Annotated in this window: 11 protein-coding genes and 1 riboswitch; of the genes, 5 read left to right on the forward strand and 6 right to left on the reverse strand. The window is 72.7% G+C overall.

The window, feature by feature from the left end; translation table 11 throughout:
* Positions 1 to 9 precede the first annotated feature (9 nt).
* The 4 genes from ACR80Q_RS01370 to ACR80Q_RS01385 form a co-directional block, all read right to left on the reverse strand.
* Entirely contained in the window at positions 10 to 1,542 is a 1,533-nt protein-coding gene (locus ACR80Q_RS01370; RefSeq protein WP_435375744.1) for a WxL domain-containing protein, read from the reverse strand.
* 180 nt (positions 1,543 to 1,722) lie between these two features.
* A riboswitch (adenosylcobalamin (AdoCbl) riboswitch) is annotated at positions 1,723 to 1,810 on the reverse strand.
* A gap of 94 nt (positions 1,811 to 1,904) precedes the next feature.
* On the reverse strand, positions 1,905 to 2,489 hold the full coding sequence (locus ACR80Q_RS01375) for a DUF6580 family putative transport protein (protein ID WP_435375745.1): 585 nt from the start codon (positions 2,487 to 2,489) through the stop codon (positions 1,905 to 1,907).
* On the reverse strand, positions 2,489 to 3,013 hold the full coding sequence (locus tag ACR80Q_RS01380) for a DUF4430 domain-containing protein (RefSeq protein WP_435375746.1): 525 nt from the start codon (positions 3,011 to 3,013) through the stop codon (positions 2,489 to 2,491). The genes ACR80Q_RS01375 and ACR80Q_RS01380 overlap by 1 nt, the downstream gene beginning before the upstream one ends.
* A 280-nt stretch (positions 3,014 to 3,293) precedes the next feature.
* Positions 3,294 to 4,271, reverse strand: a complete 978-nt coding sequence (locus tag ACR80Q_RS01385) for a hypothetical protein (protein ID WP_435375747.1) — start codon at positions 4,269 to 4,271, stop codon at positions 3,294 to 3,296.
* A gap of 178 nt (positions 4,272 to 4,449) precedes the next feature.
* Between ACR80Q_RS01385 and ACR80Q_RS01390 the strand changes: the two genes are divergently transcribed.
* The 4 genes from ACR80Q_RS01390 to ACR80Q_RS01405 all read left to right on the forward strand — a co-directional run bounded on the left by ACR80Q_RS01390 (position 4,450) and on the right by ACR80Q_RS01405 (position 8,043).
* Entirely contained in the window at positions 4,450 to 5,175 is a 726-nt protein-coding gene (locus ACR80Q_RS01390) for a response regulator transcription factor (protein ID WP_435376036.1), read from the forward strand.
* Positions 5,172 to 6,527 carry a sensor histidine kinase gene (locus ACR80Q_RS01395; RefSeq protein ID WP_435375748.1) on the forward strand — a complete coding sequence of 452 codons (1,356 nt, stop codon included), beginning with the start codon at positions 5,172 to 5,174 and terminating at the stop codon, positions 6,525 to 6,527. The genes ACR80Q_RS01390 and ACR80Q_RS01395 overlap by 4 nt, the downstream gene beginning before the upstream one ends.
* A 128-nt stretch (positions 6,528 to 6,655) precedes the next feature.
* On the forward strand, positions 6,656 to 7,159 hold the full coding sequence (locus ACR80Q_RS01400; protein ID WP_435375749.1) for a redoxin domain-containing protein: 504 nt from the start codon (positions 6,656 to 6,658) through the stop codon (positions 7,157 to 7,159).
* Between the two features lie 11 nt (positions 7,160 to 7,170).
* Positions 7,171 to 8,043, forward strand: coding sequence for a cytochrome c biogenesis CcdA family protein (locus ACR80Q_RS01405; RefSeq protein ID WP_435375750.1), 873 nt, complete (start codon positions 7,171 to 7,173; stop codon positions 8,041 to 8,043).
* Positions 8,044 to 8,091: 48 nt separating this feature from the next.
* Here the strand turns inward: ACR80Q_RS01405 and ACR80Q_RS01410 are convergent, their stop codons facing one another.
* The gene (locus ACR80Q_RS01410) at positions 8,092 to 8,520 is read right to left on the reverse strand and encodes a CBS domain-containing protein (RefSeq protein ID WP_435375751.1); all 429 of its coding nucleotides are present in this window, start codon (positions 8,518 to 8,520) and stop codon (positions 8,092 to 8,094) included.
* A gap of 99 nt (positions 8,521 to 8,619) precedes the next feature.
* Positions 8,620 to 11,319 carry a bifunctional diguanylate cyclase/phosphodiesterase gene (locus ACR80Q_RS01415; protein WP_435375752.1) on the reverse strand — a complete coding sequence of 900 codons (2,700 nt, stop codon included), beginning with the start codon at positions 11,317 to 11,319 and terminating at the stop codon, positions 8,620 to 8,622.
* A 265-nt stretch (positions 11,320 to 11,584) separates the two neighbouring features.
* Here ACR80Q_RS01415 and ACR80Q_RS01420 point away from each other — a divergent pair, with 265 nt between their 5' ends.
* Complete coding sequence (locus ACR80Q_RS01420) at positions 11,585 to 13,786, forward strand: hybrid sensor histidine kinase/response regulator (protein WP_435375753.1); 2,202 nt, start codon at positions 11,585 to 11,587, stop codon at positions 13,784 to 13,786.
* Positions 13,787 to 13,817: the final 31 nt, after the last annotated feature.

Genomic DNA, 13,817 nt, shown 5'->3' on the forward strand with positions numbered 1-13,817 from the left:
GCGGCAGCGTCAGAACACCGTGACGGTGACGGTCGACACGTAGGCGCCCGGAGGCGTCGCCGTCGGGGCCTCGAAGAGCAGGTCCGCACCGACGCGCGCCGTGCCGGTCCCGCGGCCGGCCGGAGCCGTCGCGAGGGTCGTCCCTGCGGTGAAGCCGGTCCCGGCCGGAACCGCCGGGCCCGGGGTGACGCTCACGCTCTCGTCCGCCGACACGACCTCGGGGGTGATGCCGAGCACCGCACCGGGGATGGTGGTGAAGCCGGTGAAGTCGGTGGAGCTCGCGGTGAGGGTCCAGCCGGGGTTGATGGTGCGGGTGTCCGCGACCGTCGCGACCGGGAACTCGCCCTCGGCGACCAGGGCCGTCAGGTCCGGGGACAACGTGGCGACGCCGAGGTCGGCCACGTTGCCGGACAGCGACAGGGCCAGACCGCCGCTGGCCTGCTGGGTGATGCCGACGCGCACCTCGACGTCACCGGTCTGCTCGTCGCCGTCGCCCGGGGAGGGGACGCCCGTGCCCGGGTTGAGGACGCCGACGGCTCGCAGGTCGAACCCGGCCGACCCCACGCCTGGCGTCGGGTCGTAGACCGGGTTGCCGGCGCTGTCCAGCACCGAGCCGTCACCGAGGACGTCGTCGAGGCGGATCGCCGTGACGGACCCACCGGCGGGCACGCCGGCCGAGGTCAGGTCGAACCCGGTGGCGAACCCGCCGAGGGCGATGCCGGCCAGGCCTCGGTAGTCGGCCTGGGCGACGGTCTCGTACGGCCCGACCGGGGTGGTGCGGGTGGTCAGCGACGGGAAGTCGTACTCGGTCCCGTCGGCGGCGATGGCGGTGACCTCGGCGAACTCGAGGAACGCCGACGCGGCCGTGCCGAAGCCGTTCTCGAAGACGCCGAAGTCCTCACCGGCTGCGTTCTCGATGCCCTGGTCGAACGTCAGCGTGATGGACCCGCTGTCGCCCAGCACCACGAGGTCGGTGCCGTACGGGCCCACCGCGTTGTCGGGGGTCCGCCAGGTGGCGTCCACGCCGGCACCGACCTCGTAGTCCTCGTAGCCGGTGGCCCAGCTGCCGAACGCGTCCGGCGTCAGGGTGAGGCTGTTGGCCGACGGCGCGGGAGCCGGTGTCTCCGGGGCGGGGTCCGGGGTCGGGTCCGGGGCGGGCTCACCGTCGAACGCGACCGCCGCCGCCGGGGTGATCCGGGGCGGGTCGAAGACGAAGGAGGGGTACGCCGGGTCGTTCCACGCCGGGACGTCGACGTCGTAGCTGAGGCCGAGGACGTTGCCGGGCGAGACACCGGGCGACCGGTCCATCGTCCAGGACGTCGCCGCGGGCCCGGACTCGAAGAACGACCAGTACTCGCTGTAGGTCGGGTCCGGCGTCACGGGGAACCCGTCGATGCGGGTGGGGAAGTCGCCGCCGACGACGTCGAAGCCGGCCGCGGCCAGCACCGCACGGTAGGAGGAGAAGTCCGTGCCGGCCGGGGCGCACCCGATCTGCTGGTCGCTGCCACCCCCGGACTGGGTGAAGTCCACCACGACGGTCACCCCGTTGGGGGAGGTGCAGGGGGCTCCGACCGGAGCCGCCGCCGCGCCTGGGACGGATAGGCCTGCGAGGGCCAGCGTGATGACGCTGCCGCTCACCACGTACATGCTTCTGCGCACAGGGGTGTTGTCTCTCTGCGGGTCGTGAGGTCACCGCTGCTCCACCGGCAGCAGATCCGCGAGCCCCTGGTGCGGTAACCCGGCTGGAGGGACTGCCTCTTCACGGTTGCGGGACAGCGTCGGAATCTCACCGACTTCCCCGCACAAGGGGTGGTGCCCGCACAACGTAGCGCCCCGCCGCCCGTCCGGATACAGCTGAACCCCACCGACCTGCAGGACGGTGGGGTTCAGCGTGGCGGACGTGATCAGGCCGCGCGGTCCAGGTCGCCACGCGTGAGCACCTCGGTGGCCTGGCGGCGGACGCTGCCGCCGCTGAGCCGGCCGCGGTGCCGCAGCCATTCGATGCAACCCAGCACCACGGGCACGAGGACGAGGTTGCCGACAAGCATGTTGCGGTAGAACGGGATGCCGGCCACGTAGCACTGGATGAGACCCTCCCAGCTGCGTGCGTACATGGTGCCGTCGCCCATCAGCCACACGCCGCCGTTGGTCCACAGGAAGAACCACGTGGACGCGATGGTCCCCATCCCGGTCCCGACCAGCACCATGCGCTTGCCGCTGAAGCGGCGCAGGCCGAGCGCGAACGCGGCCGTCACCAGCCAGGCCGACCAGGTGAACAGGAAGATCATGCTGTTGCCGATGAGCGCGTCGGTCACCGCGATGACCGCGAGCGGGGCGATCCACGCCCGGCTCGCGGGAAGCAGGAGCGCCGAGGCCAGGGCCGTCGCCGTGACCAGCTCCAGGTTGGGCATGGCGTACGTCTCGGCGTTGTACATCCGCCACAGCACGGCCAGGAGCGCGACGGCTCCGACCACCAGGTACTTCCGCATCAGTACTTCTCCAGTCGCCAGGTGATCGTGTCCTCGGCCGACGCCTGCTGGCTGCCGGCTCCGAGCTGTGCGTAGGTGCCGTTCACGTACAGGGCCCAGTACTCCCGGGCCGAGTCGTCGGCCTCACGGCCGCCGACCGCGGTGATGAACGAGTTCTCCCCCGAGCCCTTGGCCTCGAACGCCAGACCGTCGGCGTCCATGGCCTCCAGGACCGTACCGCCCACCCCCGGGAAGGAATGGCTGATCTGCTCGTCCGCCGCGTTCTCCGGCGCCGGCAGCGGGGCGGCCGCCGCCTCCTCGGCCGGCTCGGCGTCGTCGGGTGGGTCCGGCGTAGCGGGTGCGGCCGCAGCGGACGCGTCGGCGACCGACGGTTCCGGGGCCACCGAAGCGGTCACCGTGACGGTCGGCTCGGGCCGCGGCGGAGCCTCCACCGCCGCGGCCGGGGAGCCGGCGACCTCCGGCAGCCCGTTCTCCTGCACGCCGCAGCCGACGAGGACCAGCAACACCGTCAGCGACGTCGCCACCCTCCCGACCCTGGTGCGCAAGCGCCCGCGGGGGCGGCCGAGCGTGCCGCCGGGGGCCGTCGCGGTAGGACGCCTGCGGCCGGTTTCTGTGATCACGGTGGGACCTTCCTGGTGGGCTGGCTCTCGCGAGTCCTACCGGTCGGAGCCCCCCAGGACAACTCGGCGACCGAGGCAGGCCCGTACGCCTGGCGACCACGGTGCGGGTCGATCCGATCGGGGTGTCGCCTCGCCACTCGAGGGGGCCACCTCGCGGTGGCCCCCTCGATGACGTCAGGACAGGTCAGACCAGGTCGAACCCGAGGTCCTGCCAGGTGAGGTCGTGGTCGGTCGCGGTGAACGAGACGACGCCGGTCACGTCGGTGATCGTGGCGCCGGCGGCGGCGAGTGCGGCGCGGTCGAAGACCCAGGTCGTCTCGCCCAGCCCGTAGCTCCGCTCGGTCCGGTAGCGGATGCCCTGGACGGTCGTCGTGGCTCCGCTGCGCAGCGTCACCGTGGCCAGGACCTCGGTGCCGGGGGTGTCGAGACGGGACGTGTTGATCGTCGTCGGGGGTCGGCCGATCAGCACGAGCTCCTCGGCTGGGGCGTCGGCGTTGCCGCGGACGGCGTCCGCGTCGTAGACCGTGTGCTGACCGGTCCCCGAGCCCGTGACCGTCGTGCCCGAGGTGGCCTGCCGGAAAGCGGTGCCGATGCGGGGCTGGGCCCCCACAGGCAGCAGGCCGTACCAGTAGGTGGTCAGGCCGTTGATGGGGGCGGTGTTGACCGTGGACGGGGCCACGGTGCGGGTCACGCCGGTGATCGGGACCCGAGGGATCAGGTAGGACGTGCCGCCGGCGGTGAACAGCGCGCCGGGAACCTGGCCGGCGTCGGTCTGCAGCCAGGCGGGCCTCATCTGGGGGACGCTCGTCGCCACCGTGACGCCGTCGATGCGGAACGTGACCTCTTCGGCCGGCACGGCCGGCAGGACGAAACGACTGGTGCGGACCTCGGGAACCGGCCCGTGGAGGGTCGTCCCGTCAGCGACGGAGGTGGCGGGGTCCGACGTCGTCAGGCGGACCGGCGTCAGGGTCCTGTTCGCCGAGATGCTGTTCGCACCGGACACGGCGGACCCGCCGATGCGCAGCACGGTGGCCTCGTTGTCGGCGACGGGCGTGGTGGCCTGGGCCCTGGCCGGCCCTGCGACCGCCGAGGCGATCAGCACGGCGCCTGCGACCAGGGCGCCGGCGAGGCGAGGAGTCGGGAGGAGAGCTCGACGAGACATGTGGGCTCCTTCGGGTCGTGATCGGTGGACGTGCTCCTCGACTGTCGCCCCAGCCGTCGGCCGACACCATTACGGCGCCCTTAACTCTCGTGCCCGAGACGTGACCCCTTACGAAACGGTGAACGCGGAGGGCTGCACGGCCGCGCCTGCGGGTGCCGCACCTACCGTCGAGGACGTGATGGAGACGACTCGGCAGCCTGACCTGCAGGCCAGGGCCGGCGCCGCGGGGCGGGTCCTCGTGGTGGACGACGACGTGCACCTGGCCGACGTGGTCTCGCGCTACCTGCTCCGGGAGGGCTACGGCGTCGAGACGGTCGGCGACGGGGCGACGGGCCTGGACAGGGCACTGGCCACACTGCCCGACGTGGTCGTGCTGGACCTCATGCTGCCGGGTCTGAGCGGGCTAGAGGTGTTCCGGCGGCTGCGCGAGGTCGCGCCGGTGCCGGTCGTCATGCTGACGGCCCGAGGCCGGGAGGAGGAGCGGATCGCCGGCCTCGAGCTCGGCGCCGACGACTACGTGGGCAAGCCGTTCTCGCCGCGGGAGCTGACCGCGCGGGTCGGGGCGGTGCTGCGTCGGGCGCGTGGCGAGGTCGGCAGGGTCGGAGGTACCCGCCTGCGGGCCGGCGAGCTGGAGCTCGACCCGTCGTCTCGACAGCTCCGCCGTCGGGGCCGGCTGGTCGACCTGACGCGCAAGGAGTTCGACCTGCTGGCGTTCGTCATGGCGCGTCCGGGGCAGGCGTTCCGCCGGGAGGACCTCCTGGAAGCGGTCTGGGGCTACTCCTTCGGCGACACCACGACGGTCACGGTCCACGTCCGTCGGATCCGCGAGAAGGTCGAGGCCAGTCCCGCGCATCCTCGGCATCTGAGCACCGTGCGGGGTGTCGGGTACAGGTTCGACCGATGAGGGCCCGCCGGGCCGTGCGCTCCACCGCACTCGTCGCCGCCGCGCTGGCGGTGGTCGCCCTGACGGCGCTGCTGATGGCGGCGGGTGTGCCGACCGAGGCCGTCGTGCTGTCGGTCGGCGCTGCGTTCGCCACGGCCGCTGCCGGTGGTCTGGTGTCTCTGCTCCTGCGCCGGCGCTCGCTGGTGCTGCAGATCGTCGTGACCGGCCTCACCACCGTGTCGGCGGTCGCCGCGGGCGTGTTCGTGAGTGCGCAGGCGATGTTCATCAGCGAGCACGACGTGGCCGTCATCGGTCCGGTCCTGCTGCTCAGCAGCGTCGTCGCCACGTACGCGGCGTTCCTCCTGGGAACGCCGTTCGAGCGGTCCGTCGAGGCTGTCGCCGAGATGACCCGGCAGCTGGCAGCGACACCGGGCCGCCTCGCCATCCCTGGCGGCATCGCCACGAGCGAGCTGCGGATGCTGGCCCAGGAGATCTCCCACGTGGGTGTGCGGCTGGCCGACGCCCAGCAACGGGCGAAGCAGCTGGAGGAGTCCCGCCAGGAGCTGGTGGCATGGATCAGCCACGACCTGCGCAGCCCGATCGCGTCCATCCGAGCCATGTCGGAGGCGTTGGAGGACGGGGTCGTCTCGGACCGGACGACCACCGCGTCCTACCACCGCGCGCTGCGTCTGCAGAGCCACCGGCTGGGGTGCCTCGTCGACGACCTGTTCGAGCTGGCCCGGATCTCCAGCGGGACGCTCGACCCGGAGGAGGACCTGGTGCCGGTGAGCGAGGTGGTGGCCGAGTCGGTGGAGGGCGCGGCGTCCCGCGGTGCCGCGCGCGGCATAGCGCTGGTGACGGCGCCGGGCGCCGCGCCGCAGCACCTGGTGCCGGCGTCCGAGCTGCGCCGCGTGCTCGACAACCTGATGGACAACGCGATCCGGCACACCTCCGGAGGGGAACAGGTCGTCGTCGCTGTCCGAGCCGCGGCGGAGGTGGTCACGATCAGCGTGACCGATGCCTGCGGCGGCATCCCCGAACCTGACCTGCCGCACCTGTTCGAGGTCGCCTTCCGGGGCGACGTCGCCCGGACGCGCGACTCGGCCGGAGGAGGCCTCGGCCTCGCCATCGCCCGCGGGCTCGTGGAGGCCCGCGGCGGGCGGATCGACGTCGAGAACGTGCCGGGCGGGTGCCGTTTCACCGTGCACCTGGCCGTGGCGACGGCGGAGCAGCGGAGGACCGACGCAGACCTCCGCCTGGTGCCCGCGGCACGCCGGACGACGAGCGGGCCGCTCCGAGGGTCACCACCGCTGCACGACGTCGCCGCGAGGAATCCAGCAGGAACCACCCACCGAGAGGGGATCCACCGATGAACCGGACCCGCACCGCGATCGCGTCCGCCGTCACCATCGCCACGCTCCTGACTGCCACCGCGTGCGGGGGGACGTCCGGCCCGGCGTCGTCCCCGACAGCGGTCACGTCGGGATCGACCGACGAGCCGATGACCGAGGAGGCGATGACCGAGGAGGCGATGACCGAGGAGGCGATGACCGAGGAGCCGATGAGCGAGGAGCCGATGACCGACGAGCCGGTGGACGCGGCCGCCGTCGACCTCGACTTCACCGCGACCACCCTCGACGGCGCCACGTTCGAGGGCGCCACCCTGGCCGGGGAGCCCGCTCTGCTGTGGTTCTGGGCACCGTGGTGCCCCACCTGCGCGGGTCAGGCGGACCACATAAGCGGCGTCGCCGACACCTACGCGGGCCGGGTGAACGTGGTCGGGGTCGGGGGACTGGACCAGGCCGAGGCCATGCGGACCTTCGTCGACGACCGTGGGGTCGACAACTTCGTCCACCTCTCCGACGAGACCGGCGTCGTGTGGCAGCGGTTCGGCATCACGTCCCAGAGCACCTACGTCGTCCTCGACGCCGACGGCACGGTCGTGGCGCAGGGGGTCCTCAGCGAGGGCGACCTGGACCAGGCCGTGTCGGACGCCCTCTCCTGATCGGGCCGGCGATGCTCGATGCCCCGTTCGGACTGGCCCTCGCGGCCGGGATGGTCGCAGCCGTCAACCCCTGCGGCTTCGCGCTGCTGCCCGCGTACCTCTCCCTGCTCGTCCTGGGCGAGACGCCCGGGCGGGCCGCGGCGGTCGGACGGGCACTCGTGGCCACGGCCTCCATGACGGCCGGTTTCGCCGCCGTCTTCCTGGTCTTCGGACTGGCCGTGGCCCCGGTCGCCGGCGAGATCCAGGGTCGTCTCCCGTGGGTGACCATCGCCATCGGCGCTGTCCTGGTGCTGCTGGGGCTGTGGCTGGCGGCCGGTCGTGAACTGCCCGGCCTGCGACTGCCGCGACCCGGTAGCCGGGCGGTCACCAGGAACCCCTGGTCGATGGTGGTCTTCGGGTCCGCGTACGCGATCGCCTCGCTCAGCTGCACCATCGGACCCTTCCTGGCGATCGTCGTGACGTCCTTCCGCGCCGGGTCGGTCGTCTCGGGGGTCGGGCTGTTCGCGGCCTACGCGGTGGGCATGGGCGTCACCGTGGGCGTCGCGGCCATCGCCGTCGCGCTCGCGCAAGGGGCGCTGGTCAACCGGCTGCGACGCGCTGCGCCGGTCGTCTCCCGCGTCGGTGGTGTGCTGCTGGTGGTCGCGGGCTCCTACGTCGCCTACTACGGCTGGTGGGAGACCCGGGTCCTGGCGGGAGCACCCCTGGCGGACCCGGTCGTCACGACGGCGCTCCAGGTGCAACGCCGCCTGTCAGAAGCCCTCGGTTCGCTGGGCTTCGGACTCCTGCTCACCGTGTTCCTGGCGCTCTGCGCGGTAGCAGTCCTCCTGTTCCTGGCCGCGCGACGCTCCCGCGCCGCGGGTGTCGTGCCCGCTCAGGACGAATGACCGCCGGTTCGTCGGCGACGGGCTGTGCAGGTGCGTGGGGGCGCGCCGTCAGCCCCGGATGTAGCCCTCCAGCTGGTCGCGCTCGTCCTGCAGCTCGTCCATCCGGCGCTTGACGACGTCACCGATGCTGACGATCCCAGCGAGCAGGCCGTCCTCGACGACGGGGACGTGGCGGATCCGCTGGTCGGTCATCAGCCGCATCAGGTCGTCCACCGACGTCGACGGTTCACAGGTGTGGACCTCCACCGTCATGATCGAGGAGACGGGCCGGTCCAGCAGAGCCGCCCCTGAGGCGTGCAGCCCCCGCACGACATCACGCTCGCTGACGATCCCCTCGACCCGCTGCCCGTCCGGGCTCACGACGAGGGCACCGATCCGCAGCTCGACCAGTCGGTCGACGAAGCTGCTCACGGTGTCGTCCGGGCGGACGGTCGCGACCTCGCGACCCTTGCGTCGCAGGATGTCGGAGATCTTCATGGCCCCACCTCGCCCGGCACCCCAGACCCCGACGGCCGGTCCGCCGACGCTGGTCCCGGACCTCGACGGTAGTCCCGGGCGAGTGCCTGGCGACACCCTTCATCCGGCGCTGATGGGCGTCCAGACCCGGGTCACCTGATCGGAGGCCGGCTCGGCCGGGGTCGACCTGTCCTGCCGGGGCAGACGGCCGCCCGGTACGAACCCCGACTCCGAGGTCGGCCCGGTGCTGGCCGCCTGGTGGAGCCCGTCCACCGGGACGCCTGGTGACCAGAGGTACCCCTGGGCGGACCGACAGCCGAGGGCCCGGAGCGCAGTGGCCTGCTCGGGCGTCTCGACCCCTTCCGCGACGACCTCGAGGTCGAGGGCCTCGCCCATGGCGAGCACGCCGCGCACGACGGCCGCCGAGCGTGCATCCGTCGTCAGGGCGGAGACGAAGCTGCGGTCGATCTTGAGTGCGCCGACGGGCAGCTGGACGAGCTGGGTGAGCGTGCTGTAACCGGTGCCGAAGTCGTCCACCGCGATGCTCACGCCCAGCGCCTCCAACCGGGCGAGGTCCTTCAGCAGGCTGTGCTGGACGTCGAGGAGGTGGGTCTCGGTGAGCTCCAGCACGAGCGACTCGGGCCGGAGGGTGCTGGCCGCCACGGCGCACTCGAGCTGCTCGACGAACCCAGCCTGGTTGAGCTGCTTGCCGCTGACGTTCACGTGCACCCGCAGCGGACCGTTCTCAGCCGTGTACTCCGCCATGTCGTGGCAGGCTCGGTCGAGCACCCACCCACCGAGTCGGGGCATGAGCCCTCCCTCCTCCGCGACGTCGAGCCACTCCCTCGGGTACAGCAGCCCCCGGACGGGGTGCTGCCAGCGCACCAGGGCCTCGCACGCGGTCATGCGTCCCGTGGCCAGGTCGACGACCGGTTGGTAGTGCAGGACGAGCTGGTCGCCGGTCAGTGCCTGCTCCAGCTCGTCGCGCACCCGGAGGTGACGATCCGCCTGGGCGACCAGGTCGGGGACGAAGCCGGAGACTCGTCCCCGGCCGGAGCGCTTGGCCTGGTACATCGCGGAGTCGCTCTGCCGCAGCAGGCTCGACGCGTCGTCCCCCGCGACGGAGACGGCCAGACCGACGCTGACCCCCACGGGCACCCGCCGATCCTGCACCACGACGACCTGGGAGACCGCGGCTGCGACCCGCTGGGTCAGCTGCTCGGCACTCTGCGCGTCCGCGACCCCGGCCAGGCAGACCACGAACTCGTCGCCGCCGATCCGCGCGACGGTGTCAGCGGGGCGCACGGCGCCCCGCAGACGGTCCGCGACGGCCCGGAGCACCGCGTCGCCGGCCTCGTGGCCCAGGCTGTCGTTCACGTCCTTGAAGTGGTCGAGGTCCAGGAAGAGCAGTGCGACGCGCTGCCCGCTGCGTGGGCAGGCGGCCAGGGCGTGCTCGACCCGGTCGCGCAGCAGCACCCGGTTCGGCAGACCCGTGAGGTCGTCGTGCAAGGCCATGTGGGACAGCTGGGTCTCGGCGTCCCTCCTCGCCGTGATGTCCAGGAACTGGGCCACCAGGGGCACGGACGGTGCCCCGTCCGGCCGTCGGCCGGCCCCGCCGTCCTGTCCCAGGATCGTCGGCAGGGCCAGCAGGGAGAGGTGGACCTGGGCCCAGACCTCCGTCCCGTCGCGCAGCACGTGCCGTAGCTCACCCGTCCAGCGGTCCAGGGACCCCGTGCTGAACCCGTGCAGCACGCCGCTGACCACTGACCGCTGGTCCGCGGCCAGCAGCGACGCCCAGCAGTACGGCCCGTCCCCGTCGGCGCCGAACAGGTGGAACAGCCGGGCCAGGGCCGGGTTGGGCCTGATGAGGCGTCCGCAGGGCTCGTCGGGCCGGATGTCGACGATGGCGTTGCCGATCAGGGCCGAGCTGATGGCCTCCGCGAGGAGCTCCTTGGTCGCCGCCAGGCTGGCGGCCTCACGTTCGCGCTGCTCGTTGAGGGCGGCCAGCGCCGTGACCGCGAACACCGTCGTCGCGACGAAGGACTGGATCAGCAGCGCGCGGGACGTGGTGCTCACGACCCCGCCGAAGGCGCCGCTGCCGGTCACGGACAGCGCCACCGCCAGTGCCCCGAGGCAGAAGCTCAGCACGGTCGCCCGGGCCAGGCCGAGACGGGCGCCGAACCAGACGGCGATCGGCAGGGCCAGGAAGGCCAGCGGTGAGTCGTCGACCCACCCGAACACCAGCAGGTAGGTCGCCGTGCCGACGACGATCGCGGCCGCCCACTCGAGGTCGGCGAACCCGCCCAGACGCCGGAGGGCGCCGGGGCGCGCCATGGCCCAGACGAGGCTGACGATGAGAAAGGTGCTGACACCGTTGCGGACCGCGACGAGCTGGAAGGTGGACCAGAAGGCGGCGTCGGTCAGCCACGCGGACGCGGCGGCCGACAGCAGCCCGCTGCTGAGCCCGGCCGCGGCGGCGGCTCCCAGCAGCAGGAAGGGATGGTGGGCCTCGGCCCGGCCGTGGAGGCGGAAGCCCCCGGCTGACAGGATCAGGGCCCCGACGAGGCCGTTGGCCAGGTTGATCGGACCGAAGACCGTCGCCACGAGCAGTGGGGCTCCGGTAGCGATGTTGACGCCGGCCACCACCAGGGCCAGGGCCGTGCAGTCGAGCAGCCGGAGCCGGCGGGTGCGCAGGGCGAGCATCCACCACACGGCCACGCCGGAGGCCGGCCAGACGAGCGAGAGCGCCGTGTCGGGCAGGCGGGCGGTCCGGCCCAGGTACATCGCCGCTGCCATCAGCAGCACGAAACCGACGGTCATCGCCGGTCGGGTCCATGCCGTACGCCACCATCGGCCGCTCCGGCGAGCCGCGTCAGCCTGAGCATCCATCTCCACGCTGGTCGCATCGGTACGAACGCGAGTGCACCTGAGCCCAGGCCCGGCGAAGGGGTCCACGTCCGACCGTCGTCGACACGCCGACCTCCGCGCTCGTGCGGACGATGCCGGGCCGGCCCAGGGGTGACTGCGCCGAGCATCACCCGCTCGGCGGCTCAGGGTGCACGTCTGATCGGTCGAGGTGTTGGGGATGCAGCCGTCGACAGCAGCAGAGGCCGGCGGCGGGTTCGCGCGGTGCCTGGGCCGGTGCCGTCGCCGGCACCCGGTCCTGGTGCTGGTGGGCTTCCTCGTGCTGTACGCCGCGGCGGTGGCCCTGGGGCGCGCGACCCGGATCGAGGACACGCAGCTGGCCCTCGTCTGGCCCGCCGCAGCGGTGGGGTTCCTCTGGCTGGCCGCGTCCTGGGGCGACCGCCGGGCCCTGCTGCGCGACGGCCTCCTGCTGGCTGTCGTGGCGGGCGGGATCAACCTCCTCACGGGTGTGCGGTGGGAGATGGCCGTCGTCTTCGCCGCCGCCAACGTGGTCCAGTCGCTGCTCGTCTGCCTCGTCCTGGTGAGGTTGCAGGACCGCTGGACCCTGCACCGTTTCCGGCTCCGCAGCACGGGGGACCTCACCGCCCTGGTCCTGGCCTCGCTGCTGGGGTCGGTCGCGGCGGCGCTGCTCGGTCCGGTCGGGTTGTGGCTGGTGGAGGGCACCCCGCTGCTGCCGACGGCAGGGGCGTGGATCCTGCGCAACGCGGCGAGCGTGTTCATCTTCGCGGCGTTGGCCCTGCGGGTGGCCGACCCCGAGGCTCGGGACGACCCGCAGTCCTGGAAGGGCTGGACCGAGCTGGGCGTTGCCAGCGCCGTCATCGTGACGGCCTACGCGGCGGTGTTCGGGCTGGAGTCCAACCTGCCGTTGGGCTTCCTGCTGCTGCCGTTGAGCATGTGGGTCGCGTTGCGTTTCCACACCACGTTCGCGGCTGCGCACGTGCTGCTGGCCGGGGTCTTCATCGTGGTCATGACCTTGCAGGGTCTCGGCCCCTTCGGTGGTACCGCACCGGCGACCCGGGTGCTGCTGGCGCAGGCGTTCGTGTCGGTGGCCGGGCTGGTGACCCTCGTCCTCGCCCTGCAACGGGACGACCGCCGGCGCCTGGTCGACAGCCTGCAGCTGGCGACCGAGTCCGCCCACCGGTTCGCGCGTGAGCGCGACGAGGCGTCCCGGGCCAAGTCGGCGTTCCTGGCCACGATGAGCCACGAGATCCGCACCCCGCTCAACGGCGTCCTCGGCCTGACCGACCTGCTGACGCAAGCAGACCTGCCGGAGGAGGAGGCGGGATGGGCGCGCCAGGCCAGCCGGTCGGGACGGGCTCTGCTGACCATCGTCAACGACGTCCTGGACCTATCGAAGGTGGAGGCCGGCGCCATCGAGCTCGAAGCCGTGCCGTTCCGGGTGAGCGACGTGGTGCACGAGGCGGTGCTGCCGGTGCGGCTGGCGGCGGAGGAGGCTGGCCTCGCGCTCGTCGTGGCCGTCTCCCCCGCACTGCGGGAGGACCGCACGGGCGACCCTTCGAGGCTTCGGCAGGTCATCACCAACCTGGCCTCGAACGCGGTCAAGTTCACCGAGCAGGGGTCCGTCACGGTCACCGTCGGGGGAGACCTCGAGCAGCTGTGGGTGCAGGTGACCGACACCGGTATCGGCATGACGCAGGAGCAGCAGGACCGGTTGTTCACCCCGTTCGCCCAAGCCGACGCGTCGGTCACCCGACGGTTCGGTGGCACGGGCCTGGGACTGGCCATCGCCGGTGGGCTCGTCGAGCGGATGGCGGGCACGATCACGGTCTCCAGCGCCCCCGGGCGTGGTTCGTCGTTCCGGTTGGACGTGCCGCTGCCCGCACGCCACGACGACGGCCGTCCGGCCCGGGCGGCCACGGTCGCCCTGCGAGGCCCCCGCCCGGCCCCGTCGGCTAGCGGGACGGTGACGGCGACCGTCCCCTCCGGCGAGGACCCGCCTCCGTCGACGTTGCGGCTGCTGGTGGCCGAGGACAACGAGGTCAACCAGCTCGTCGCCCGGCTGGCCCTGCAACGCGTGGGGGTCGACGTCGACGTGGTGGGCGACGGCGCGCAGGCGCTGGACGCCCTGCACGGTGGCGGTTACGACGGTCTGCTGCTGGATCTGCAGATGCCGGTGCTCGACGGGTTGCAGACCACGCTGGCGATCCGGGCCGGCGAGGCGCAGGACGGACGGACGCGGCTGCCCGTGTTCGCGATGACCGCCAGCGTGCTGGCGACGGATCGGGAAGCCTGCCTACGGGCCGGCATGGACGGCGTGCTTCCCAAGCCGTGGACCGCGGCCCAGCTGACGGACGTGCTCGACCGGATCACCAGGGCGCGCGCGCACGTCGTGGCCTGCTGAACCCGTCCCCGAGACCCGCCCGCGCGGCCTG

It is taken from the genome of Aquipuribacter aurantiacus (assembly GCF_051216895.1).
Taxonomy (GTDB): Bacteria; Actinomycetota; Actinomycetes; order Actinomycetales; family JBBAYJ01; genus Aquipuribacter.

Excerpts from the sequence above, each read along its gene's own strand:
- ACR80Q_RS01390 (WP_435376036.1), top strand. The coding sequence starts at position 4,450 with ATGGAGACGACTCGGCAGCCTGACCTGCAGGCCAGGGCCGGCGCCGCG.
- ACR80Q_RS01385 (WP_435375747.1), bottom strand. The coding sequence starts at position 4,271 with ATGTCTCGTCGAGCTCTCCTCCCGACTCCTCGCCTCGCCGGCGCCCTG.
- ACR80Q_RS01420 (WP_435375753.1), top strand. The coding sequence starts at position 11,585 with ATGCAGCCGTCGACAGCAGCAGAGGCCGGCGGCGGGTTCGCGCGGTGC.
- ACR80Q_RS01400 (WP_435375749.1), top strand. The coding sequence starts at position 6,656 with ATGACCGAGGAGGCGATGACCGAGGAGGCGATGACCGAGGAGGCGATG.
- ACR80Q_RS01395 (WP_435375748.1), top strand. The coding sequence starts at position 5,172 with ATGAGGGCCCGCCGGGCCGTGCGCTCCACCGCACTCGTCGCCGCCGCG.
- ACR80Q_RS01405 (WP_435375750.1), top strand. The coding sequence starts at position 7,171 with ATGCTCGATGCCCCGTTCGGACTGGCCCTCGCGGCCGGGATGGTCGCA.
- ACR80Q_RS01415 (WP_435375752.1), bottom strand. The coding sequence starts at position 11,319 with ATGACCGTCGGTTTCGTGCTGCTGATGGCAGCGGCGATGTACCTGGGC.
- ACR80Q_RS01410 (WP_435375751.1), bottom strand. The coding sequence starts at position 8,520 with ATGAAGATCTCCGACATCCTGCGACGCAAGGGTCGCGAGGTCGCGACC.
- ACR80Q_RS01375 (WP_435375745.1), bottom strand. The coding sequence starts at position 2,489 with ATGCGGAAGTACCTGGTGGTCGGAGCCGTCGCGCTCCTGGCCGTGCTG.